The organism is Agromyces sp. Y575, assembly GCF_059445445.1.
This window is the reverse complement of sequence record NZ_JCAIUI010000003.1, coordinates 659411-682402: the sequence shown is the minus strand read 5'-3', so window position 1 is coordinate 682402 and position 22992 is coordinate 659411. Positions and strand designations below refer to the sequence as shown.

18 protein-coding genes and 1 pseudogene are annotated in these 22992 nt (G+C 69.0%); 6 read left to right on the top strand and 13 right to left on the bottom strand.

Annotated features, from left to right (window positions below):
• Nucleotides 1-309: 309 nt before the first annotated feature.
• Nucleotides 310-627 carry a hypothetical protein gene (locus AC1C2U_RS15250; RefSeq protein WP_495362608.1) on the bottom strand — a complete coding sequence of 106 codons (318 nt, stop codon included), beginning with the start codon at nt 625-627 and terminating at the stop codon, nt 310-312.
• Between the two features lie 196 nt (nt 628-823).
• On the opposite strand from AC1C2U_RS15250, the gene AC1C2U_RS15245 reads away from it, so the two are divergent.
• The gene (locus tag AC1C2U_RS15245) at nt 824-2110 is read left to right on the top strand and encodes a uracil-xanthine permease family protein (protein ID WP_495362607.1); all 1287 of its coding nucleotides are present in this window, start codon (nt 824-826) and stop codon (nt 2108-2110) included.
• 70 nt (nt 2111-2180) lie between these two features.
• On the opposite strand, the gene AC1C2U_RS15240 is transcribed toward AC1C2U_RS15245, so the two are convergent.
• The 5 genes from AC1C2U_RS15240 to AC1C2U_RS15220 form a co-directional block, all read right to left on the bottom strand.
• On the bottom strand, nt 2181-3662 hold the full coding sequence (locus AC1C2U_RS15240; RefSeq protein WP_495362606.1) for an NCS2 family permease: 1482 nt from the start codon (nt 3660-3662) through the stop codon (nt 2181-2183).
• 58 nt (nt 3663-3720) lie between these two features.
• A complete protein-coding gene (locus AC1C2U_RS15235; RefSeq protein WP_495362605.1) occupies nt 3721-4068 on the bottom strand; it encodes a peptidase in 348 nt (115 codons plus the stop codon).
• Nucleotides 4065-5243 (bottom strand): inorganic phosphate transporter, encoded by a 1179-nt coding sequence (locus tag AC1C2U_RS15230; protein ID WP_495362604.1) that lies wholly within the window; start codon nt 5241-5243, stop codon nt 4065-4067. The genes AC1C2U_RS15235 and AC1C2U_RS15230 overlap by 4 nt, the downstream gene beginning before the upstream one ends.
• A 108-nt stretch (nt 5244-5351) precedes the next feature.
• The gene (locus tag AC1C2U_RS15225) at nt 5352-5834 is read right to left on the bottom strand and encodes an 8-oxo-dGTP diphosphatase (RefSeq protein ID WP_495362603.1); all 483 of its coding nucleotides are present in this window, start codon (nt 5832-5834) and stop codon (nt 5352-5354) included.
• 2 nt (nt 5835-5836) lie between these two features.
• Nucleotides 5837-6868 (bottom strand): 6-phosphofructokinase, encoded by a 1032-nt coding sequence (locus AC1C2U_RS15220; protein WP_495362602.1) that lies wholly within the window; start codon nt 6866-6868, stop codon nt 5837-5839.
• A gap of 166 nt (nt 6869-7034) precedes the next feature.
• Between AC1C2U_RS15220 and AC1C2U_RS15215 the strand changes: the two genes are divergently transcribed.
• Both AC1C2U_RS15215 and AC1C2U_RS15210 read left to right on the top strand, forming a co-directional pair.
• On the top strand, nt 7035-7379 hold the full coding sequence (locus AC1C2U_RS15215; protein ID WP_495362601.1) for an ArsR/SmtB family transcription factor: 345 nt from the start codon (nt 7035-7037) through the stop codon (nt 7377-7379).
• Complete coding sequence (locus tag AC1C2U_RS15210; RefSeq protein ID WP_495362600.1) at nt 7376-7852, top strand: SRPBCC family protein; 477 nt, start codon at nt 7376-7378, stop codon at nt 7850-7852. The genes AC1C2U_RS15215 and AC1C2U_RS15210 overlap by 4 nt, the downstream gene beginning before the upstream one ends.
• A 39-nt stretch (nt 7853-7891) precedes the next feature.
• Here AC1C2U_RS15210 and AC1C2U_RS15205 read toward each other — a convergent pair whose 3' ends face one another.
• From AC1C2U_RS15205 to AC1C2U_RS15195, 3 genes are all read right to left on the bottom strand, one after another.
• Nucleotides 7892-10015, bottom strand: a complete 2124-nt coding sequence (locus tag AC1C2U_RS15205; protein WP_495362599.1) for a DEAD/DEAH box helicase — start codon at nt 10013-10015, stop codon at nt 7892-7894.
• Nucleotides 10016-10343: 328 nt separating this feature from the next.
• On the bottom strand, nt 10344-12281 hold the full coding sequence (locus AC1C2U_RS15200) for a DUF2207 family protein (RefSeq protein ID WP_495362598.1): 1938 nt from the start codon (nt 12279-12281) through the stop codon (nt 10344-10346).
• Nucleotides 12282-12320: 39 nt separating this feature from the next.
• Nucleotides 12321-14582: a heavy metal translocating P-type ATPase gene (locus tag AC1C2U_RS15195; RefSeq protein ID WP_495362597.1), complete on the bottom strand. Its 2262-nt coding sequence runs from the start codon at nt 14580-14582 to the stop codon at nt 12321-12323.
• A gap of 75 nt (nt 14583-14657) precedes the next feature.
• Between AC1C2U_RS15195 and AC1C2U_RS15190 the strand changes: the two genes are divergently transcribed.
• The 3 genes and pseudogenes from AC1C2U_RS15190 (at nt 14658) to AC1C2U_RS15180 (ending at nt 18359) form a co-directional block, all read left to right on the top strand.
• Complete coding sequence (locus AC1C2U_RS15190) at nt 14658-14936, top strand: metal-sensitive transcriptional regulator (RefSeq protein WP_495362596.1); 279 nt, start codon at nt 14658-14660, stop codon at nt 14934-14936.
• Nucleotides 14937-14944: 8 nt separating this feature from the next.
• A pseudogene (locus tag AC1C2U_RS15185) lies at nt 14945-15493 on the top strand (O-acetyl-ADP-ribose deacetylase).
• A gap of 40 nt (nt 15494-15533) precedes the next feature.
• Nucleotides 15534-18359, top strand: a complete 2826-nt coding sequence (locus AC1C2U_RS15180) for an AfsR/SARP family transcriptional regulator (RefSeq protein ID WP_495362595.1) — start codon at nt 15534-15536, stop codon at nt 18357-18359.
• 10 nt (nt 18360-18369) lie between these two features.
• On the opposite strand, the gene AC1C2U_RS15175 is transcribed toward AC1C2U_RS15180, so the two are convergent.
• From AC1C2U_RS15175 to AC1C2U_RS15160, 4 genes are all read right to left on the bottom strand, one after another.
• Nucleotides 18370-19155, bottom strand: coding sequence for an HAD family hydrolase (locus tag AC1C2U_RS15175; RefSeq protein WP_495362594.1), 786 nt, complete (start codon nt 19153-19155; stop codon nt 18370-18372).
• Nucleotides 19152-20564: an MFS transporter gene (locus AC1C2U_RS15170; RefSeq protein WP_495362593.1), complete on the bottom strand. Its 1413-nt coding sequence runs from the start codon at nt 20562-20564 to the stop codon at nt 19152-19154. Before AC1C2U_RS15170 ends, AC1C2U_RS15175 begins: the two co-directional genes overlap by 4 nt.
• Before the next feature lie 86 nt (nt 20565-20650).
• A complete protein-coding gene (locus AC1C2U_RS15165; protein WP_495362592.1) occupies nt 20651-21538 on the bottom strand; it encodes a glycerophosphodiester phosphodiesterase in 888 nt (295 codons plus the stop codon).
• Between the two features lie 109 nt (nt 21539-21647).
• Nucleotides 21648-22808, bottom strand: coding sequence for a N(5)-(carboxyethyl)ornithine synthase (locus AC1C2U_RS15160; RefSeq protein ID WP_495362591.1), 1161 nt, complete (start codon nt 22806-22808; stop codon nt 21648-21650).
• Nucleotides 22809-22992 lie beyond the last annotated feature (184 nt).

Here is a 22992-nt window from a genome sequence, read left to right as displayed (position 1 = left end):
GAAAGCCCGATCGGTCCTCATCGACGGCCGGATGGATACCGCGCTCAGCCGAAGGCGACGTCGGAATCCCCGGCGAGATCGGGAGCGTGAGTAGGCTGCGACGCTACGGCGCAGCCGGCTGCCCCGATAGCCCCTTGCGGCTCGTGCTCGATGGTGCTATTAAGATCCGCTCACCGTCGATCGAGTGGCGAGCCCCGGCGAACCCCGCACCCGTTGATCGAGTAGCGAGCGCCAGCGAGCGTATCGAGATCGCGCAACCGAGTCTCGATACGCTCCTTCGTCGCTACTCGACCAGCGAATGCGTCGAACTCAGAGGAATGCGAAGGGCAGCATCGCAAGTCCGAAGACGAGGAAGCCGAGGGTCGCGATGACGGCGCCGGCGAGCATGACGGCGTTCAGCACGATGCCCCAGATGGCCATGGTGCGAGCTGCGGGCTCGCGCTTCAGCGCGAGGATGCCGAGCACGAGGCCGATCGCCGGCACGAAGAAGGTGTAGCTCGCGATGATCGAGACGAGGCCGAGCACGAGACTCGAGATGCTGAACCCGCGCGTCTCCGCGGCCGGCGCGGCGTAGGGGTTCGGCTCCGCGAACGGCGCCTGGGTTGCGGTGTCGGTGACGGTGGTCATGGTGTGTATCTCCTGTTCGTGGGTGTGCTTCAACGCTACGGATGCCGCGGCGCGCGCGGTATCGGGCTATCCCCCCGAACCCGAGGCGGGCGTGCACACCCCCGTGCCGGCCGGATGCCCCTCGCCGCCGTGAGCCGAGCCGATACGAGCCGATACGATCTGATGGATCCCGCCCCTCCTCCCGAACGGAACCACTATGCCGCTGCCCTGGACCCTGCACGGCGACGGCAAGAACGTCAGCCCGGGCGAGGTCGTCGCCCCCGGCGAACGCCTCAGCTGGCCGCGCACGATCGGACTCGGCGCGCAGCACGTCGTCGCCATGTTCGGCGCGACCTTCCTCGTGCCGATTCTCACCGGCTTCCCGCCCGCGACGACCCTGTTCTTCTCGGGTCTCGGCACGATCCTCTTCCTCCTCATCACGAAGAACCAGGTACCGAGCTACCTCGGTTCCTCGTTCGCGTTCATCGCCCCGATCAGCGCCGCGATGGGTGCGAAGGGCATCGCCGATCCGATGGGCGCGGCGCTCTTCGGCATCGTCGTCGTCGGCGTGCTGCTCGCCCTCGTCGGCCTCCTCGTGCAGTGGGTCGGCACCCGCTGGATCGACCTGCTCATGCCGCCGGTCGTCGCCGGTGCGATCGTCGCGCTGATCGGCTTCAATCTCGCACCTGCCGCGAGGGACAACTTCATGCTCGCCCCGCTCACGGCATTCATCACGCTCGCGGCGGTGATCGTCGCGAGCGTCGCGTTCCGCGGCATCCTCGGGCGCATGTCGATCCTCGTCGGCGTCGTGATCGGCTACATCGCCGCCGCGATCCAGGGCGAGATCGACTTCGCACGCATCGCGGATGCCGCGTGGATCGGCCTGCCGAGCTTCCACCTGCCCGCGAACCCGTTCGCGGACGCCACCGTGTGGGGCTTCCTCCCCGCGTTCCTGCCGGTCGTACTCGTGCTGGTTGCCGAGAACGTCGGTCACATCAAGGGCGTTGCACAGATGACGGACCCCTCGGTCAATCGTTCGACCGGGCGCGCGCTCTTCGCCGACGGCATCGCCACGACGATCGCCGGCTTCTTCGGCGGCTCGGGTACCACGACGTACGGCGAGAACATCGGCGTCATGGCCGCTACGCGCATCTACTCGACCGCCGCCTACTGGGTCGCCGGCGCGTTCGCGGTGCTGCTCGGCCTCTCGCCGAAGTTCGGCGAGGTCATCAACACGATCCCGGCCGGCGTGCTCGGCGGTGTGACCACCGCGCTCTACGGCCTGATCGGCGTCATCGGCGTGAAGATCTGGATCGATAACAAGGTCGACTTCGGCAAGCCCGTGAACCAATTCACGGCGGCCACGGCGCTCATCATCGGCATCGCCGACTTCACGTTCGCCGTCGGCGGGGTCTCGTTCAACGGCATCGCGCTCGGCACGATCGCCGCGATCGTGATCTACCACCTTATGAACGGCATCGCGAAGGTGCGCGGCACCAACTGACGCGAGCTCGAAACGACGGATGCCCCGTGGCCCTGATCGGCCACGGGGCATCCGTCGTTCATGGGCGGGTTCAACCGCCGAGGAGCGCCTCGACGGGTCCGCGTGCGAAGTAGAGGAGGAAGCCGGCTGCGACGATCCAGAGCAGCGGGCTGATGTCGCGCGCCTTGCCCGACAGCGAGCGAACCACGACCCACGCGATGAAGCCCGCACCGATGCCGTTGGCGATCGAGTAGGTGAGCGGCATGACCGTGACCGCGAGGAACACGGGCAGGAGCACCGAGAAGTCGGAGAAGTCAATGTACTTGATCTGCGCCATCATCAGGGCACCCACGATGACCAGCGCAGCCGACGCGACCTCGGTCGGCACGATCGAGACCAGCGGTGTGAAGAACATCGCCGCGAGGAAGAGCAGGCCGGTCACGATGTTCGCGAGGCCCGTGCGAGCGCCTTCGCCAATGCCGGCGCCGGACTCGATGAAGACCGTGTTCGAAGAGGACGAGGTGAATCCACCGGCGACGGCACCGACGCCCTCGACGATCAGCGCGGACTTCAAGCGTGGGAAGTCGCCCTTCTCGTCGGCGAGCTTCGCCTCTTTCGAGAGGCCCGTCATCGTGCCCATGGCGTCGAAGAAGTTCGTGAAGACGAGCGTGAAGACGAGCATCACCGCGGCGAGCACGCCGATGCGCTCGAAGCTGCCGAACGAGACCTGGCCAACGAGCGAGAGGTCGGGCAGGCTCACGATCGAGCCGGTGAGTTCGGGCACGGAGAGGCTCCAGCCGCCCGCGTTGAACTCCTCGCCGGCGAACATCGGGCCGAGGTTCCAGATCGCCTCGACGACGACCGCGAGCACGGTGCCCGAGACGAGGCCGATGAGGATGCCGCCCTTGACCTTGCGTGCCACGAGGATGCCCGTGAGCAGCAGGGTGAAGATGAAGACGAGGGTCGGCACCGTCGCGACGGAACCGGCGATGCCGAGGCCGACGGGCGGCGAGGAAGCACCAGTGGCGGTGACGAAGCCGGCATTCACGAAGCCGATGAATGCGATGAAGAGGCCGATACCGACGGTGATCGCGAGCTTCAGCTGGATCGGCACGGCGTCGAAGATCAGGCGGCGGAGGCCGGTCGCGGCGAGCAGCACGATGACGAGGCCGTTGATGAGCACGAGACCCATCGCCTCGGGCCAGGTGACCTGACCGACGACCGAGACCGCGAGGAACGAGTTGATGCCGAGCCCCGCGGCGAAGCCGAACGGCAGTCGCGCCACGAGGCCGAAGAGGATCGTCATGACGCCGGCCGTGAGGCCCGTGACAGCAGAGACCTCGGCGAACCCGAGCTGGTTGCCGTCGACGTCGACGCCGGCCGACAGGATGATCGGGTTGAGGATCACGATGTAGGCCATCGTCACGAAGGTGACGATGCCGCCGCGCACCTCCGTCGCGACGGTTGAGCCGCGTTTGGTGATCTCGAAGAATCGATCGACGGGGCTCGCGGGCTTCTCGCTCTGCGGGGCCGTCGCCTCTGGGGTCGTTTCTGGGGCCGTTTCAGTATTCATCCGGGAACCTTCGATGAGGGACGCGTCGGAGTTCGGCGCGACGGGTGGACGGGATCTTTCAGCTGGTGAACAGCTTGATGAGGTGTTCGCCCACGATCAAGTAGAGACCGAAGAGCACGGCGAGGCCGCTGAGCGCGAAGCACGCCCACGCGCCGACGAGCGCGGCGCGTTTCTGCCCCTCGCTCAACGGGCTCTTCTTTGCCGCCTTGGCCGCCCGCTTCTCAGCCTGGCGGATCTCGGCGGGCGTCACCACGGTGATCGCGTCAGTGAACTCGGCCGGGGTCACGATGGGCGTACGGCCCGAGATCGTGAGGAACCGGACTCCGAGCGAGTATGCGGAGACCACGACGACCGTGCCGATCATGGCTGAGACGAAGACGAGAAGGAATGCGAACCAGTCGATCACGGCTTCACCTTCTTCTTCGGCTTGGGGTTGCGCTTGATCTTGACGGCGCGGCCCGAGTGCGCGACTTCGCTCACCACGTTGTGGTGTGAGACCTCGTTGCGGCGCGACCAGATGAAGATCGTCGCGATGACGATGACGCCGACGACCGTATCGATGATGATGCCGATGACACCGAGGTGGGCGACGACCGCGGCGAGCGCGCCGACACCGCCTGCGGCGGGCAGGGTCAGGAGCCATCCCACACCGATGCGGCCGGCCGTGCGCCAGCGCACCTTCGAGCCGCGGCGACCGAGCCCGGAGCCGATGACCGAGCCCGATGCGACTTGCGTGGTCGAGAGCGCGAATCCGACGTGGCTCGACGCGAGGATCGTCGCGGCGGTTGCCGTCTCTGCCGCGAAGCCCTGCGCGGGCTTCACATCGGTGAGGCCGGTGCCGAGGGTCTTGATGATGCGCCATCCGCCCATGTAGGTGCCGAGCGCGATGGCGATGGCGCATGTGACGATGACCCACAGCTGCACGTCTGCGCCGGCCGGCTGCAGACCGGCTGCGACGAGGGTCAGCGTGATGACACCCATCGTCTTCTGCGCGTCATTGGTGCCGTGCGCGAGTGCGACGAGCGAGGAGGAGAAGACCTGCGCGTGGCGGAATCGGTCGCGACCGTCGGGCTTGCCGTCGTAGCGGCGCGTGATGGCGTAGGCGAGTTTCGTCGCGGTGTAGGCGATGAGCCCGGCGGTGAGCGGCGCCAGCAGCGCGGGCAGGATGACCTTCGACAGCACGACGCCGAAGTCGATCGCGCCGAAACCGAACCCGACGAGCGCCGCGCCGATGAGGCCGCCGAAGAGGGCGTGGCTCGATGATGATGGCAGGCCGAGCAGCCAGGTGACCATGTTCCACACGATCGCGCCGATGAGCCCCGCGAAGATGAGCTCGGGGGTGATCAGCACTCCCCCGTCGCCCTCTTTGATGATGCCGCCCGAGATGGTCTTGGCCACCTCTGTTGAGAGGAATGCGCCGACGAGGTTCAGGATGGCGGCGAGGCCGACCGCGACTTTCGGCTTCAGCGCACCTGTCGCGATCGGAGTGGCCATGGCGTTGGCCGTGTCGTGAAAGCCGTTGGTGAAATCGAAGAAGAGCGCCAGTGCGATGACCAGCACGACGATGAGGGTGAGATCCACCGGCGTCTTTCTCTGGGATCGGTGATGCCAACGCCTACGGGATGGATTTCACCAGATGTTCAGGGGACGTGCCTTGCAGAGTCGGCATTCGCCGTGCACTCGTCGATACTACGCGACGGGACTCTGCTCATCCACCACGGTCGCGAGGTCGTCCCCGAACACGAAGCTGCGCCGCACCTGACCGCCGGCGAGTACGCCCGGCAGCCATCGGCGGGCGTCATCCCACATCTGCTCGAGGGGAATCTGCTGCACATCGAACCACTCGGGGTCGAGCTCGTCGGATGCCTCGGGCACGCCCTCCCATCGGCGGCACACGAAGACGTTCGAGACTTGACTCCATGCTTCGCGATGCGGGAAGAAGTAACTGAGCGCGCCGCGCGGCTCGAGGTCGGCGCCGGCGACGACGAGACCGGATTCCTCGAACACCTCGCGCACCGCGGCATCCGTCGCCGATTCACCCGGCTCGAGCTTGCCGCCGGGCGCAACGTAGTAGCCCTGGCCGAGCCCGAGCTTCTTTCGCCCCAGGAGCACCTCGACCCGTCCCTCGTGCTCGCGCAGGAGGTAGCAGACGCAGACCTGGGGCAATGGCATGATCAGCCGAAGAGGATCTTCGCCTCGTCGTACCGGGACTGCGGCACTCGGTTGAGACTGCCGACCGCATCGGCGATCGAGACGGTCTTGATGTCGGTGCCGCGAAGCGTGACCATCGAGCCCCACGCGCGGTCGTAGACGGCTTCGATGGCGGCCATGCCGAGCCGGGTCGCGAGCACCCGGTCGTACGCCGACGGGGCTCCCCCGCGCTGGATGTGGCCGAGCACCGTCGCCCGGGACTCGATGCCCGTGCGCTCTTCGATCATCGGCGCGAGCTGCTCTGAGATGCCGCCGAGCCGCGGGCGGTTGAACGCGTCGAGGCCCTTGTGCGAATGCGCTTCGTTCATGCCGGGCAGTGTGAACCCCTCGGCGACGACGACGAGTGGAGCCCGCCCGCGGTCGCGCACCGACTCGACCCACTCGCAGATCTGCTCGATCGACTGGGGCTGCTCGGGAATCAGGATCGCGTGGGCGCCGCCGGCCATACCGGAGTGCAGGGCGATCCAGCCGACGTGGCGGCCCATGACCTCGAGCACCATGCAGCGGCCGTGCGAGTCGGCGGTCGTGCGCAAGCGGTCGATCGCCTCGGTGGCGATCTCGACGGCCGTGTCGAAGCCGAAGGAGTAGTCGGTGGCGGCGAGGTCGTTGTCGATCGTCTTCGGCACGCCGACGACGTTGATGCCGCCCTCGTCGTGGAGGCGCCGAGCAGCCGTGAGCGTGCCTTCACCGCCGATCGCGATGATCGCGTCGATGCCGTGCTCATCGAGCATCCGCTGGATGTTCTCGGGCCCGCCGCCCTCACCCTCGAACGGGTTGGTGCGGCTCGAGCCGAGGATCGTGCCGCCCTGCTTCGCGAGACCGCGCACATCGTGCCGGGTGATCGGCATGATGTCGGCCTCGACGACACCCTTCCAGCCCCAACGGAACCCGACGAACTCGGCCTCGTGCGAGATGACGCCCTTCAGCACCGCACCGCGGATGACCGAGTTGAGGCCGGGGCAATCGCCGCCCGACGTGAGGATGCCGATCTTCATGGCTCGTGGGACTCCTTGCAGTGGGGGAAGCGTCGCAGGAGCCACTTCATCGGGGCACGACTCCGGAAGTCTAGCGAACCTCGACTCCCGTGGCCGGGCTGGAGGCACCGAGCGGGAGCGATTCCCGGCTGTTGTGCTCGGTGTTCGCTCGATGTAACTTAGCCACATGGCTCAGTATTCATCCACACTCGATGGGGCATTCCAGGCCCTTGCCGACCCGACCCGGCGCGCTGTGCTTGGTCGTCTCGGCACGGGACCGGCGAGCATCGGCGAGCTGGCAGCGCCGTTCGACATGGCCCTGCCGTCGTTCATGAAGCACATCCACTACCTCGAGAGGACGGGCTGGGTCAGCACGCGCAAGACCGGCCGTGTGCGAACCTGCGCTCTCGAGAGGACCTCGTTCGATGTGATCGAGACCTGGCTCAGCGAACAGCGAAGCATCTGGGAAGGCCGCACCGACCGGCTCGAGCACTTCGTCACCACCACTCACGACAAGGAAACCTCAGAATGACCGACTCCGCTCGCCCCGAACTCGACCTGACCGTCACCCGAATCATCCGCGCCCCGCGCTCCGCCGTCTGGAACGCCTGGACCGACCCCGCGAGTTTCGAGCAGTGGTGGGTTCCCGCGCCAGAGGTCTGTCGCGTACGGCAGATGGACTTGCGACCCGGCGGGGCCTTCCGAACCGAGCTCAGCCAAGACGGCATCGCATTCGGCCCGCACATCACCGGCTGCTTCCTCGCCGTCGACGAACTCGAGCGCATCGTCTACACCGACGCGCTCGTTGCCGGCTGGCGCCCCGCGGAGGCGTCATTCGTGACCGCCGTCATCATCCTCGAGGATCACCCGGATGGCACCGAGTACACCGCCACCGCGATGCACCGCAACATCGCCGACCGCGACCAGCACGAACAGCTCGGATTCCACGACGGCTGGGCCACCGTCACCGGACAGCTCGCCGAACTCGTCGAGTCGCGGGCGTAGACGACAAACCGCAGCACATGCTGCGGTGCCCGTCTCCGGCTACAGCGCGCCGTCGAGCGCCTGCCGCAGCAGGTGCTGCAGGGCGTCCAGCTGCACCGAGTCGGCGGAGCCGGGCTCGACGTCGCTGCCGTCGAGTGCACGGGCGGCGAGCCCCTGCTTGGAGTCGATGAGCTCGGCGATGCGCACGTCGATCGTGTGCGCCGCGATGATGCGCCAGGCGGTGACCGGCTCGTCTTGGCCGATGCGGTGCACCCGGTCGATCGCCTGCGTCTGCTCGGCTGCCGTCCAGCTGAGCTCGGCGAGTACGACGTTCGACGCGGCCTGCAGGTTCACGCCGACACCTGCGGCAGTGAGCGAGCAGACGGCGACGGCGACCTCTGGGTCGTTGTTGAACGCGTCGATCGCCGCTTGGCGTTGCACGGCCGTCTGATCACCGCGCAGCGATACCGTGCGGAGTTCTCGGGCAGCGAAGGCAGACTCGGCCTGGTCCATCACGTCGATGTGCTTCGCGAAGAACACGACCTTGCCGACCGAACGGGCGAGCTGGGCGGCGTAGTCGGCCGCGAGGCCCGCCTTCGCCTGACCGATGCGCCGCACCATCGTGAAGACGTTCTCACCCGACTTCGTCGACTTCGACTCTTCGAGCTCGGCGCTCGCGACCGCCCGGATGAACTGGTCGCGCTGCTCCTCGTCGAGTTCGCCCACGCGCAAGTGCCGAGCTTCGACGAGGGCGCGGAAGCGACCGGCGAGACGGTTGCCGAGTTCGCGTTCAGCGGCGCGCACCGAGCGACCGAGTTCGTCGTCGAGTTCGACGGGAAGGTCGGCGATGCGCTTGGCGGGCAGGTCTGCAGCCACGTCGACCTTGCGGCGGCGCACGATGCCGAGGTCGATCACGGCACGTCGCGCCGCGCTGTAGAAGCCGGGCTCCGCGGGCGTGAGCCCGGTCTCCTCGAGCTTGCCGAGCAGCTCGGGCGATGGTTTGTCACCCTCGATCCAGCCGAGGAACTTCCAGATGGCACGGAAGTCGTCGACGTCGTTGATGAGCGGTGTGCCCGTGAGGGCGAGCAGCAGCGGGTCGCCGCCGGGCGCGGCGCGGCGGATGCGCTCGGCGAGGGCCAGCACGTTCTTCGATCGCTGCGATTGCAGGTTCTTGATGAAGTGCGCCTCGTCGACGACCATGCCTTTGAATCCGAGGGTCGAGAGCCACGCCATGTGACGGTCGAGCACGTCGTAGTTGACGATGACGACGTCGGCGAAGGCGTCGAGCGTGTCGCCGTCGCCGTGGATGACCGTCGCGCGACGGTGAGGGGTCCACCGCTCGACCTCGCGCGCCCAGTTCATCTTCACGACGTTCGGCACGATCGCCAGCAGCGGGTAGGCACCGGCGACGGATGCCGCGAGCACCGACTGCGCCGTCTTGCCGAGGCCCGGCTCATCGGCGAGCAGGAACGTGCGGTGCCCCTGGCGGGCGCTCTCGATGAAGCGAGCCTGGTGCTTCATGAGCTCGAGGCCGCGCGGCGAGAGCCGGTCGACCTTCGGCGCCTCGGGCAGCTCCATCGTGGCGGCCTGGCCGCCGGAGCCCACCTCGAACGACTTGAACAACGGCCCGAGCAGTTCCCAGTTCGCGAGCCGCCGCACCGGCACTGCCGCGGCGGCGGGCGTGGCGAAGTCGGGCGGAAGGAACGGGTTCGCGAGTTGGCGAGACCGCACGGACGCCGGGATCACCTGGTTCTCGCTGAGCTCGGGCTTGGCTTCGGGCTCACGGGTGATGATGAGCTCGTCGGGCGAGAGTTCAGCGCCCGACTCGAGCAGCCAGTCGCGGCGGAACCGCTGCGCGACCGTGGAGATGGAGGCATCCGGTTCGAGCAGGGCGATGAGACTCGTGTCGCGCGCCGCGGTCTTCGCGAGGATCTGGGCGATGCCGTCAAGCCGTTTGAGCAGCTCGGCGCGCGCAGCATCCGTCACCTCGGTGTCGGCCTTGACCCTGGCGCGCTCTTCGCGCATGAGGAGCGCGATCACCTGGAACTTCGTGCGGTTGGTCGGGCCGAGTTTGCCCTTCTGCGCCTTCTGCTCGACCTCGCGAACCTTGCGCGCGAGGATCGGGATGATCGGTGCGTCATCGTCGCGCGAACGCGTACGCTGTCGCTGCCTCGTCTGGGCCAATGGTCCTCCAGTATCTGGGCCGTATCCGGCACACCCCTCGACGAATCCGATGATCGGAACCGGTCGGTCGCGCCGAACAGGTCGGTGGCTCGCGGTGCGCGAATCCCGAACCGAGCATCGCGCGAACTCAGGTTCATCAACACCCAGCTCACGCGGTCGGACGAAGAGCGGATTCGCCGTGCGCAAGTCTCATTCTAGCGTCACAGCGACCGTCAGCGGTGCAACGCCCCGCCGGAGGCGGCCGGGTCGAGTGAACGGATGCCTCGGCGGCACTGCGCGAGAACGCGTCGTGCTGCGCTGAGCGAACGTGAGAGCCGGGCGAGCGGGGTCAGACGCCGCCGCCTCCTCCGCCACCGCCGCCACCGCCGGAGGATCCACCGCCGCCGGAGCCGCTCGACGACGAACTCGAGCTCGAGCCCGACCACGAGGCGCTCGACGCCGTCGAGAACGACGCCACTCCCGCAGCGAGCAGGCCCGCGTTGAAGCCGTCGCGCCCGCCGTACCAGCCGGGCGCGGTACCCGCCTGCTCGTAGAGTGCGGCGAGCTCACGGCTCCACTCGCGCTCGAGGCCGAACAGCACGGCATACGGCAGCAGGCGCTCGTTGAGCTTCAGCACCGTGACCGGGTCGAGGTCGACAATCGCGGCCGTCGCGCCCGTGGCATCCGTCGCGGGAGACCCTGCAGCGGATGACGCGGCGGGCCGTTGCACTCGCAACGCACCGCTCGGACTCTGCAGCACGCGCAACCGGTCGGCTTCAGCAAGGCGGATGTAGAGGCGCAGACCCTCGAGGTGGTCGCTGACCGCGCGCCCGCGTTCGGTGAGCGGCCGCACGTCGATGACCGTCACCAATGTGGCGATGGCCGCCGCGATCGCCACGATGAAGCACGCCGCCGGCCAGAAACCGCCCATCTGGCGTTCGAGTGCGATGATGCCGAAGACCACGGAGAGCACGGCCCCGACGACGGCTACACCGGCCAAGAGCAGCCGAGGCCCGCGCGGGGGTCGCCGACGCAGGCCGTCGGTCACCACTCGCTTCGCGACGCGCTGGCGGAGCGCGAGGAGTCGCTTGCCGAGTGACGTGTCGCGAGTGAGTTCCCGGCGAGCACCGACGTGGGGCGTGCCGAACAGCGCTCCCACGACGGCTGCACCGTCGGCGTCGTCCCCTGGCCCGCCGTTCGCCTCACCGCGATATTCCACCGCGTACTTCTTTCGCCCGGACTCGACGATGCGCAGCTCCCCGGCGACGGCACGATCGAGGATCGTCGCGGTCACGCCCTTGTCGGGCCGCCCCACGATGTCGGCCGCGACCATGGCCGAGATGCCGGCAGGCGGTTCGTATTCGGCGATGATCGTGCCCCGCCCAGGATGGTTTCGCCAGCGCGTGCCGCGCACGAACATGGCACCAGCTGCGGCGAGCGCGGCGAACCCCGCCGCGACGGCTCCGGTGATCGCGGCAGGCGAGGAGCCGAACGACTCGTCGCGCGGCACGAAGGTGCCCTCATCGAAGGCCGTGGCCAGGGTGAGGTTCTCGTAGGGCCCGAGATCGAGCGCTTCGGCGGTGATCACCGGCGGCTGCGACTCCTCCACCTCGAGCGAGTCGCACGGCGTGCTCGACTCGTCTGCGCCCTGATAGCACGCGACGTCGCCCGTGAACGCGGCTGCAACGTCGTCGCTCAGGTGCAGCTCGGCGCTCACCCGACCGAAGGGCTGCGCCCAGCCCGTGCCGTTCACGTCCCAGTAGAACTCGTCGATCGCCGCATCGTCGGGCTGCTGCGTCACGTTGTGCTGCCGGTAGCCGATCACATACGTCTGCTCCCCATGCACGTAGTCGTCGGCGCGGATCGTAACGAGGAGGAACTCGTCGTCCTCGTCATCCTCGACTTCGAACGAGCGCGGCGCTCCGGTGCCATCCGTCACGGTGATCTGTTCGATGTCGGTGGGGTGCCCGCGGTAGGAGCTCGGGATCGCGCGCCTGATTCCGCGATTCTGGTCGATCTCGGGGAAGCGGGCCACGATCGTCTCGACCGTCTCGAGCACCGAGTGGCCGCCCTCGTCGCGTGACAGTTCGTAGACGGCTTCGAGGGAGTCGAAGGTGAAGTCGTCGACTCCGGTCGAGACTGCCCCGATGACGGATGCCGCGGACTGGGCGCTCGTGCCATCGGCATCGTTCGTGGACACTGCCCAGGCCGCTGAGGCCGGCCCCACGGCGAGCGCCGCCGCCACGGTCGCAGCGGCGAGCATTCCGGCAAGTCGAGGGGGCGCCATATCCCTACGCTAGCGCGGCGACGGCGGCCGCCGACCCACTCACGCCCGCCGGAGCCGCAGGCTGTTGAGCACGACGAACACGCTCGAGAATGCCATTGCGGCCCCCGCGATCATCGGGTTCAGGAAGCCGGCCGCAGCGAGCGGGATCGCGGCGACGTTGTACGCGAACGCCCAGAACAGGTTGCCCCGGATCGTGCGGAGGGTCGCCCGCGCGAGTGAGATCGCGTCCGCGATCGCGCCCGGCTCGTCTCGCGTGAGCGCCAGGTCGCTCGCCGACGCCGCGGCATCCGTGCCCCCGCCCATCGCGATGCCGAGGTCGGCTGCCGCGAGCGCCGCGGCGTCGTTCACTCCGTCGCCGACCATCGCGACCCGGCTCCCCGCGGCCTGGGCGCTCCGCACGATCTCGAGCTTTCCCTCCGGGCTCACCCCGGCGTGCACCTCCTCGATGCCGAGTACTTCGGCAACGCGCGCCGCAGGTCGATCGGCATCGCCAGTGACGAGCACCGGACGCAGGCCCTGTGCGCGGAGCCGATCGATCGCCTCGCGGGCGCCGTCGCGCACGCGGTCGCCGACCTCGAGGAGTGCCCGCACCTCACCCGCCCAGCCCACGGCGACGAGGGTGTCGTCGGATTCGGTCGCGCGTGCTTCGAGCTCGGCGGGCATGCGGAAGCCGAGCCCGACGAGGAATGCCGGACGACCGGCAGCCGCCTCCGAGCCGTCGACGATGCCCGTGACCCCGAGTCCGGCGTGCGCACGGAACCCGGCCACCGCGACTGTCCGATGAGCGGAGCCCGAGGCATCCGCGCCGGTGACGACGGCTTGCGCGATCGGATGCTCCGAGCCCTGTTCGAGCGCAGCCGCGACGCCGAGCGCTGCCGTGGGGTCGACGCCGCCTGCGCCGGTGACCCGGGTGAGACTCATGCGCCCGGTGGTCAGGGTGCCGGTCTTGTCGAGCAGGATCGTGTCGACGTCGCCCGCGCGGTCGAGCGCTTCGGGGCCGGTGATGAGGATGCCGCGCTCGGCCCCGCGCCCGGTGCCGACGAGGATCGCGACGGGGGTGGCGAGACCGAGGGCGCACGGGCAGGCGATGACGAGCACGGCGACGGCCGCGGTGATGGCCTGCTCGACGGGGCTGCCTGTGGCGACCCACACGATCGCCGTCGCCACGGCGAGCGCGATGACGATCGGCACGAACACCCCGGAGATGCGATCGGCGAGCCGCTGCGCGCGGGATTTGCCGAGCTGGGCGTCTTCGACGAGCTTGGCGATCTGCGCGAGCCGCGTGTCGGCACCGACACGTACCGCCTCGACGACGAGGCTGCCGCCGTGCACGATGGTCGCTGCCGTCACGGCGCTCCCCGGCTGCACATCGGCGGGGGCGGGCTCGCCGGTCAGCATGCTCTCGTCGACTCCGGCCTCACCGCGCACGACCGTGCCGTCGGCTGCGATCCGCTCGCCTGGGCGCACGACGAAACGGTCTCCGGGGCGAAGTGCGACGATCGGGATCCGTTCTTCGTGCTCGGCGGAGCCACTCTGCCGGAGCACCGACACTTCACGCGGGGCGAGCTCGAGGAGGGTGCGCAGCGACTGGCCCGCGCGGCGCTTCGAGCGCGCTTCGAGCACCCGCCCGAGCAGCAGGATCGTGATGACGCCGGCCGCGACCTCGAGGTAGATGTCGCCGCCCGGCGCGCCTCGCACCCCGAAGGTCCATTCGTGGGTCATGCCCGGCATGCCGGCGTGGCCGAAGAAGAGCGCCCAGACCGACCAGGCGAACGCGGTGAGGGTGCCGAGCGAGACGAGAGTGTCCATCGTGAGGGCGCCGTGCCGCAGATTCACGGCGGCAGCGCGATGGAACGGCCAGCCGCCCCACACCACGACCGGCGCGGTCAGCACGAGGGAGAACCACTGCCAGTACGTGAACTGCAGTGCCGGCACCATTGCGAGCACGATGACCGGCACGGTCAGCACGGCCGAGATCACGAGACGCGTGAACAGCGGGTCGGATGCCGCAGGGTTCTCCCCTGCCCGGCCGGCCTCGTGCAGCTCGGCCTCGTCCATCTCGGTCGCGGGCGGTGCGGCGGGAAGGTGTGCGGTGTAGCCCGCCTGGCGCACCGCCTCGAGGAGTTCGTCGATCGGGGTCGTCACCGGGAACTGCACGCGTGCCTTCTCGGTCGCGAGGTTCACCTCAGCCTCGACACCCTCGAGTCGGCCGAGCCGATTCTCGACCCGGGCGACGCAACTCGCACACGTCATGCCCTCGATGCCGAGGTCGATCGTGCGGGTGTCGTGCTGCAGCGCCATCCGTGTCTCCCTGTCGATTCGAATCCCAACAGTACCCCTAGGGGGTATCTGGCGCAAACGGGGTATCCTGTCAAGGTGATCGAGGACATCAAGAAGCGCTCCCTGCACCGCACGAAGATCATCGAGGGCCAGTTGCGCGGCATCGAGAAGATGATCGAGAACGACGACTACTGCGTCGACATCATCACGCTCTCGCTCGCCGTGCAGAAGTCATTGGGGTCGCTCAACAAGCTCCTCGTCGAGAACCACCTGCGCACCCACGTGACCGAGATGTACGAGGCAGGCGGTGAGCAGCGCGAAGCCGCGGTGGCCGAACTCGTGCGCATCTTCGAGCTCTCCAACAATCGGGGGTAGGCGAGCGGATGCCGCGAATCGAACTCGTCACGGGCGACATCACCATGCAGCGGGTCGATGCGATCGTGAACGCGGCCAACTCCTCGCTGCTCGGAGGCGGGGGCGTCGACGGGGCGATCCACGCCGCAGGCGGACCGGCGATCCTCGAGGAGTGTCGTCGCCTTCGCGAGACGATCCTGCCCGACGGCCTGCCGACCGGTGAGGCCGTGGCGACCGGCGCCGGCAAGCTCTCGGCGCGCTGGGTCATCCACACCGTCGGTCCGGTGTGACCCGGCCCCGGTGCGGAGGCCGATGCCCGGCGTCTGCTGCTCGCGGCTTCGTACCGCAACTCGCTTGCGCTCGCCGCCGCACTCGGCGCAGTCTCCGTTGCCCTTCCCGCAGTCTCAGCCGGTGTCTACGGCTGGCCTGCAGCGGACGCCGCACGCGTGGCCCTCGGTGCCGCGGCTTCCGCGTCGTCGCCGGCGCTCATGCGCTTCGTGCTCTTCTCCGCTGACATGCACCGCGCCTTCGCCGATGCCGCGGCAGAGCTCGGCATCGCGCCCGTCACTCCCGATTGACCCCCGAACAGGGGTCGGTTCGATAGACTCCGGCGATGCGGTGTCGACGGCGAACCAGATGACCATGCGCTTCGAGGTGCTCGGCCCGCTCGTCGTGCGCATCGACGGCGACGACGTCACGCCCGGTGGAACCCGCGTGCGCACGCTGCTGGCGGTCCTCCTCGCCGCGGAAGGCGCTCGTGTGACCGATGACCACCTGCGCGACCTGCTCTGGGGCGACGAGGGAACCGCCGCGCGGCTGCAGTTGCTCGTGCACCGCCTGCGCGCGACGCTCGACGACCCCGACAGGGTGGTGCGCGAACCCGATGGCTACCGGCTCACCGCAAGCGACGACGAACTCGACACGGTCGAGTTCGAGCGCCTCGCAGCATCCGACCGCGGCCGCGCCGCCCTCGTCCTCGTGCGTGGACCCGCCTTCGACGGGTTCGACGGCGAACCGTTCGAGTCTGCGCGGATCCGCGCTCGCGATGCGCAGCGAGCCGTGCGGCACCGTGTGCTCCACGCCGAGCTCGAACACAACGACCCGGCCGGGCTCATCGCCGAGATCGGCGCGGCAGTGGTCGCAGACCCGCTCGACGAAGAACTCGTCGCCCTGCAGATGACCGCGCTCGCCCGGAGCGGCCGGCAGGCGGACGCCGTCGACGCATACTTCTCACTCCGCTCCACGCTCGCCGAAGAACTCGGCCTCGACCCCGGCGCGGAGATCGACGAACTGCACCGTCGCCTCGTCTCAGGCGACGCCCTCGACCCGACCCCGGCCCCGCGGCAACTGCCCGCCGCCGCCAGCCTCGTGGGACGCGACGCCGAACTCGAACGACTCGATGACCTGACCCGCGCCGACGGGCCCAGGATCGCCGTCATCTCGGGCACGGCCGGCGCCGGGAAGACGGCGCTCGCACTCGGATGGGCACGCAGGGCACGCCGGCACTTCGGCGACGGCAGTCTGTTCGTCGACCTCCGCGGCTTCAGCGAGACCCAGCCACGCTCCGCCGGGGAAGTGCTGGCCGGATTCGTACGCGCGCTCGGGTATCGCTGGAACCTCCCAGACGATGCCGAAGAACTCGCTGCGCTCTTCCGCAGCCTCGTGCACGACCGGCGCATGGTGATCGTGCTCGACAACGCGAGATCGGTCGACCAGGTGCGGCCCCTGCTGCCGGGCGGCGACGGCCCGGTCGTCGTGGTCACGAGTCGTGAAGGGCTCGTCGGCCTCGGCGTGCACGCACGAGTGCACACCGAGGAACTCGACGCGCTCAACCTTCGCGCCTCGGTCGAGCTGATCCGCGCCATCGTGAGCGACCCAGTCACACAGCGCGACGCGGAACGACTCGCGGCGCAGTGCGCCTGCCTCCCGCTCGCCTTGCAGATCGCCGCCCGCATCGCCGCTGCTCGCGGCGAGGGCGTCGCTCGACTGGTCGCCGATCTCGACGCCCACCGCGACCACCTCGACCGGCTCGACACCGGAGACGACGCTCGATCCGGCGTGCGCACCGTGCTCTCCTGGTCGTACGAGGCACTCGACTCGAGAATTCGCCGCGTCTTCCGACTGCTCGGGCTCCTGCCCGAACAGGGTGCGCCCGAAGCCGCGGCGGTCGCCCTCGTCGGCGGCGACCCGAGCGAGGCACGCACCGATCTGCGCTCCCTCCGGCGCGTGCATCTCGTCGAGGTCGACGATCACGGACGTCACACCCAGCACGATCTGTTGAGGGCGTATTCACGGGAGCTCTCCGAAACGGAGCCTCGTGCGCAAGACGAGCTCGGTGCTCGCGCTCGCCTACTCGCCTACTACGCGGCGGGATGCGCCGACGCCGCCACGGCGCTGACCGCCCGATGGGGCCCGCTGCCGATATCGAGCGACACTGCCGAACCCGACGAAGCCGCCATCGCCTCGGTCGATCTCGCGACGCGTGCCGGGCCGTTCGAGGATGCCGAGGCCGCGATGGCGTGGCTCAACGACGAGCGCGGGGCGATCGTCGCCGTCGTCACTGCGGCCGGCCCCGAGGCGGATGCCAGGGCGATCGCGATCGTCCTCCGGCTCCGGCCCTACCTCGCGAGGCAGGGATGGCTCAGCGAAGCGCGTGTCCTCTTCGAAGATCTGCTCGAGCGCGCCACTCGCCGAGACGACCTGCTGGCTCAGGCCACGGCCCTGCGACTGCTCGGTTCGCTCGACGTCGAAAGTGTGGAGTACGGCATCGGCGCCCAGCGCCTCGTCCGTGCACTCGAACTGAGCCGACGACTCGGCGACCGCACGGGCACTTCGATCGCACTGAACAACCTCGCTGAGATGGAGCGACTCCTCGGCGACCCCGCACGCGCGGTCGAGCTGCTCGAGGAGGCGTTGTTGATCAACGAAGATGCGGGCGATCTCACGCGCGTGGGTCTGAGCCACGGCAACCTCGCGCTCGCTCACAATGCCCTCCAGGCGTTCGAGGCTGCAGAGATCGAGAGCCGCCGTGCCCTCCACATCGCCGAGCAGGTCGGCTCCGAACGCCTGTGCTGCCTCGGGCTTCGGGCGCTCGCCGGCGCGGTGCTCGGGCTCGGCTCGCCGCCGGAGGCCGTGTCGATCGCCCAGCGGGCGCTCAGGCTCGCGCGAAGCCTCGATGAGACCGAGATGGAGGTGTGGTCGGCCGAAGTGCTCGGCCGCGCGCTGCTCGCCAATGGTGCACCGGACGACGCGGAGCGGATGTTCGAGAGAGCCGTCGAAACGAGCCGACGCAGTGGCTCACTCACGCAACTTGCGTCCTCGCTCCGGGCGCTCGCCGAGCTCCGCGAGAAGCGCGCGCCTGACGAAGCGGCCCGACTTCTCGACGAGGCCCGGGCGATCAGCGAACGCCTGCAGGCCGGGGCACTCGGCGCCATCGAGCCGTGACCGACGCGCGTCACGCCAATCGCGCCCGCGGCATCCACGGTGCGAGGCTGCGCGTCTCCGCCATCAGTGCCGCGGCGATCCGCCGCGTATCGGCCGGAACCCGGACCACGTGCTCGAGCCGCTCGATGCCGGGTAGGCCCTGACCGACGACGATCGCCCGATCGGCCGACCGCAGGAGTTCGAGGTCGTTCAGGTCGTTGCCCAGTGCGAGCACGGTATCGCCTTCGGTGAGGAGGCGAGCGAGACCATTCGCCTTGTTCGTCCCCGGGGCGACGACGTCGGCGTCTCCGCTCATGTGCGGAAACACCTCGGCGCGGCCCGCGGTCAGCTGCACCAGTTCTCGCGCCCATCGTGCGCCGTCGGCAATGCAGATCTTCACGACACCGCCGAGCTGCAGGCCATCGAACGGCGCAACCCTTCGCGCAGTGGACCCCATCCACGGGAGCGCCCCTGGGCTGCTCTCCACGAAGCCGTCCCCGTACTCGAGACAGAAGGCGGCGTCCTCCGCTCCGAGCGCGAGCGTCACCTCGCGGACGACCTCGGGCGCGAGCGCGGCACGGTGCACCTCGCGCCGACCCGAGTTGACCAGGGCGCCATTGCAGCACACTCCGCTGATCTCCTGGGCGAGCGAACCGAACCAGGTGCCGAGCACTCGCGGCGACCGTGCCGTCGCCACCACGAGTCGGGCGTCATAGCCGAACACGAGTCGAGCGAGCATCGTGCGGATCAGGTGATCAGGCGCCCGATTGCCGAACGCGATCGTGCCGTCGAGATCCGTGGCGACGACGAGGCTCATCGCAGGGCCGCCGCGCGCGCCTGCGCCTTTCGGAGTTGCACGACGCCGATCCCTGTCGCCCCGACCACGGCGACGACGACGAAGAGCGATGAGGCGAACATCGCGGGTTCGATGCCGATCGACTCCCCGGCACCGGGCACGAGGCCCGCCGTCGTGACGAGGGCGATTCCGACCGCGCCGCCGATGTTCTGCGCGGTCGTCAACAGTCCGGCCGTCGTCGCTCGAGCCTCCGCGGGCGCGGCATCGACCGCCGCGACCGACACGGCCGGGAACGCCAGGGCGAGCGAACACCCCACGCCGAGCATCGCGGGCAGCACGCCCACCCACGGCGGCGCCGCAAGACCCACGGCGCCGAGCCACACGAGGCTCGCCACGAGCAGCGCGACGCCGATGGCCAGCGTTCGCCAAGCGCCGATACGGGTCACGAGCCGAGCGCCGGTGCCGGCCAGCAGGCTGAAGGCGAGCGGTTGCGGCAGGATGACGAGCGCGACGATGAGCGCGGTCGCCCCGACTTCGACGAGCCCGAGGCTCAACACGTACATCGACGCGACCACCCCGGCGAACACCCCGGCGAGCGCGAGGCACGCAGCACGCACGCCCGGAGAGCGCACGACACTGCTCGGGAACCCGCGCACACCCCGACGAGCCACGAGAGCGGTCACGACGAGGCCGAGCACCACGAGCTCGACCGCGACGAGGCCGACCGGGAGGGAGCCGATCGCCCCGATGACATGAACTCCGATCATGAGGGCGGCTGTGAGCAGCACTGCCCCCGGTACGTCGGGCCGCCCAGGCGAACGGGTTCGACTGGCGCGAATCGTCCAGGTCGCGGCGAGCACCGCGAGCACCACCGGGATCGAGACGAGGAAACTCGTTCGCCAGCCGAGGAGGGTCACCACGACGCCCGGCACGACAAGCCCGAGCGAGAACCCGACGGCCCCCATCGCACCGTAGAGCGCGACCGCCCGGTTGCGTGCCGCACCGCCAGGCAGTCCCTCGGTGATGAGCGCGAGAGCCGCCGGCGCGCTCAGCGCCGCGCCCGCACCCTGTACGAGCCGGCCGACCACGAGCACCCAGGCCTCGGGCGCGAACGCGCAGACGAGGCATCCGAGCCCGAACAGTGCAATGCCGATGAGAAACACGCGGCGACGATCGAGTGTGTCGGCGAGGGAACCCGCGATTGGCAGGAGTCCCGCGTAGGCGATCAAGAAGGCGCTCGCCACAAGAGACAGCTCACTGGGCCCGATGCCGATGTCGTCGCGCATCGCCGCGATCTGCACGTTGATACCCGACGAGCTCATGCCCTCGAGCAGCAACGCGAGGCAGACCACCACCATGCGTGCCCTCGACAGCGGCGTGACCGCCGTTGCCTCACCGCTACCCGCTCGTCGATACCCCGTGTCGCCCATGCCTGCTCCGATCGCCCTCGATAGTCGAGAGCCATCGTCGTGCAGGCTGCTTTCATGTCACTTTCACTCAGGTGCCGGGAGCTCACTCAAGTGCCGGGAGCGGTGAGTGCCAGCCAGTCGTCGAGCTCGCTCGGTTCGTCGGTGATGATGCCGTCGACCCCGAGGGCACTCACCTCCTGCCAGTGCTCATGGCTGTTCAGTGTGTAGCAGAGCACCGCCACGCCCGCCTCGTGCAGGGCGACGAGCGCCTCGGGCACTGCGGTGACGGATGCCGCGGTCGTCCCGAACCCGATGACGCCGAGTCGCTCGGCAAGCGGTACCGGATCGGCAGGAAGCTCCCTGATCAGCATGATCCGCGGGATGGCGGGTGCGACGCGCTGCAGGGTGAAGAGCGTTTCGAGGCTGAAGCTCTGCAGCACGACGCGGCCTCGCAGGCCGTATCGCTCGATGAGGCCCGTGACCGCGCGAACGCCATCGGCGCCCCAATCGGCCTTCAGCTCGATCAGCGCCCTGGCGTCGCTGCGCGCGGCGAGCGCAGCGAGGAAGGTATCGAGCGTCGGGATGCGGGTGCCGGAGAACTCCGGTCCGTACCAGGATCCGGCGTCGAGACGAGCGACCTCGTCGAGGTCGAGGTCTGCGACGGAGCGCGGATCGCCGGTCACACGTTCGAGCGTGGTGTCGTGGAACAGGACGGGCACACCGTCTTCGGTGAGTTGCACGTCGGTCTCGACGAAGGCGAGCTCGTCCATCGCAAGTTCGAGCGAGGGCATCGTGTTCTCGGGAGCCGAGGCGCGGTCGCCGCGATGGCCGACGGTGAAGGCCGGTTCGCCCGGCTCCCGCAGCGCCCCGAACACGTCGATGGCGAACACGGTCGGCGGAACCTGGACGAACAGGAGGACGCCGGCGAGCACAGCCACCGCGAGGCTCGCGAGGGTGAGGCGCGCGACGCGGGGTCGGGCGAGAGTGTGGGACACGGGTTCGGGCCTTTCCACCGTTCGCGCGCCGTTGCGCGATCGGTGCAGGTCACTCTAGCAAGCCCGTTACCATTTCGTTACCTCCCGTTCGCGGGTCGCGACGCGCGGCCTACGCGCTCGCGAAGTACGGGTGGCCCGCTGATCGCCGCTGGAACTCGAGAATGGCGGGGTTGCGGATGCGGCCGCCGGCGATCTCCGTGGCGCGATCGATCGTCTCCGACGCGGCCCACGACTCCGGCCCCTCCATGACTGTGCGCAGGAACGGTATGAGGGCTTCGCTGATCTCCCACGTGGCCGAGTTCCAGAGGTACGACGGGCTGTGATCGACGGCGTAGTAGTTCGTCGACTCCCCCACAGTGAACATGGGGTCATCGAACGACGTGGGGCGTGCCCAGCTGAAGCCCATGCCCTCGTCGACCGAGACGTCGACGATGAGGCTCCCTGGCCGGAAGGCGCCGAGGTCTTCCGTGCGCAGGTAGGTGAGCGGTGCGTTCGGATCCTGCAGCGTGCAGTTCACCACGATGTCGCGTTCGGCGAGGAACGGGGCGAGCGGCACAGGGCCGTCTTCAGTGTTGACCGTGCTCTCGAACGGCGCTTCGGGGTTGTGCTCGAACTGGATGATGTCCACCGAGGGAATCGGCGAACTCACCGCAGCGGTGTCGCGGTTGGTGAGCACCCGCACATCGTGGATGCCGTGGGCGTTCAGCGCGGTGACGGCGCCTCTGGCGGTCGCCCCGAACCCGATGACGACGGCGCTCAGGCGACGGCCGTAGTCCCCCGTAGAACCGCACAACTGCAGGGCGTGCAGCACCGAGCAGTAGCCGGCGAGTTCGTTGTTCTTGTGGAACACGTGCAGCCCGAAGCCCCCGCCGGCCGTCCAGTGGTTCATGGCCTCCCACGCGATGAGCGTGAGGCCCTTGTCGATCGCGAGTTGCGTCATGGCACGGTCCTGCACGCAGTGCGGCCAACCCCAGAGCACCTGGCCGTCGCGCAGCTGCTCGAGGTCGGACGCCTGCGGTTTCGGCAGCAGCACGATATCGGATCGGGCGATGAGGTCGCCCCGAGAGCCGAACCCGGCGACGAGCGGTTCGAGCTGGGCATCCGTGAAGCCGAACCGTTCACCGTACCCGTGCTCGAGGAGCAGGTTCTCGCGAAGGTCGGCATCGATCCGCTCGAGGTGCGACGGATGCAACGGCAGCCGCTTCTCGTCGGGCTTGCTCGAGTGCGCCAGCACTCCGAGTCGGAGGAGTTCCGGAGTGGTCGTGGTCATGGCGGACGTCCTGTCTCCCGCCGGTGCGGTGCACTCGACGGATTCGCTCAGAGGAATCCGCGATGAACAGGTCGCCGTCGAATCACCGGCCGCGCACGCGGCGACCTCCTCCTGAGGTTACGCCATGCCGTCACCGGCGACGCCTGCACGTACGCGCACGCCCCGGGTGCGCCCGGGCCGGGCA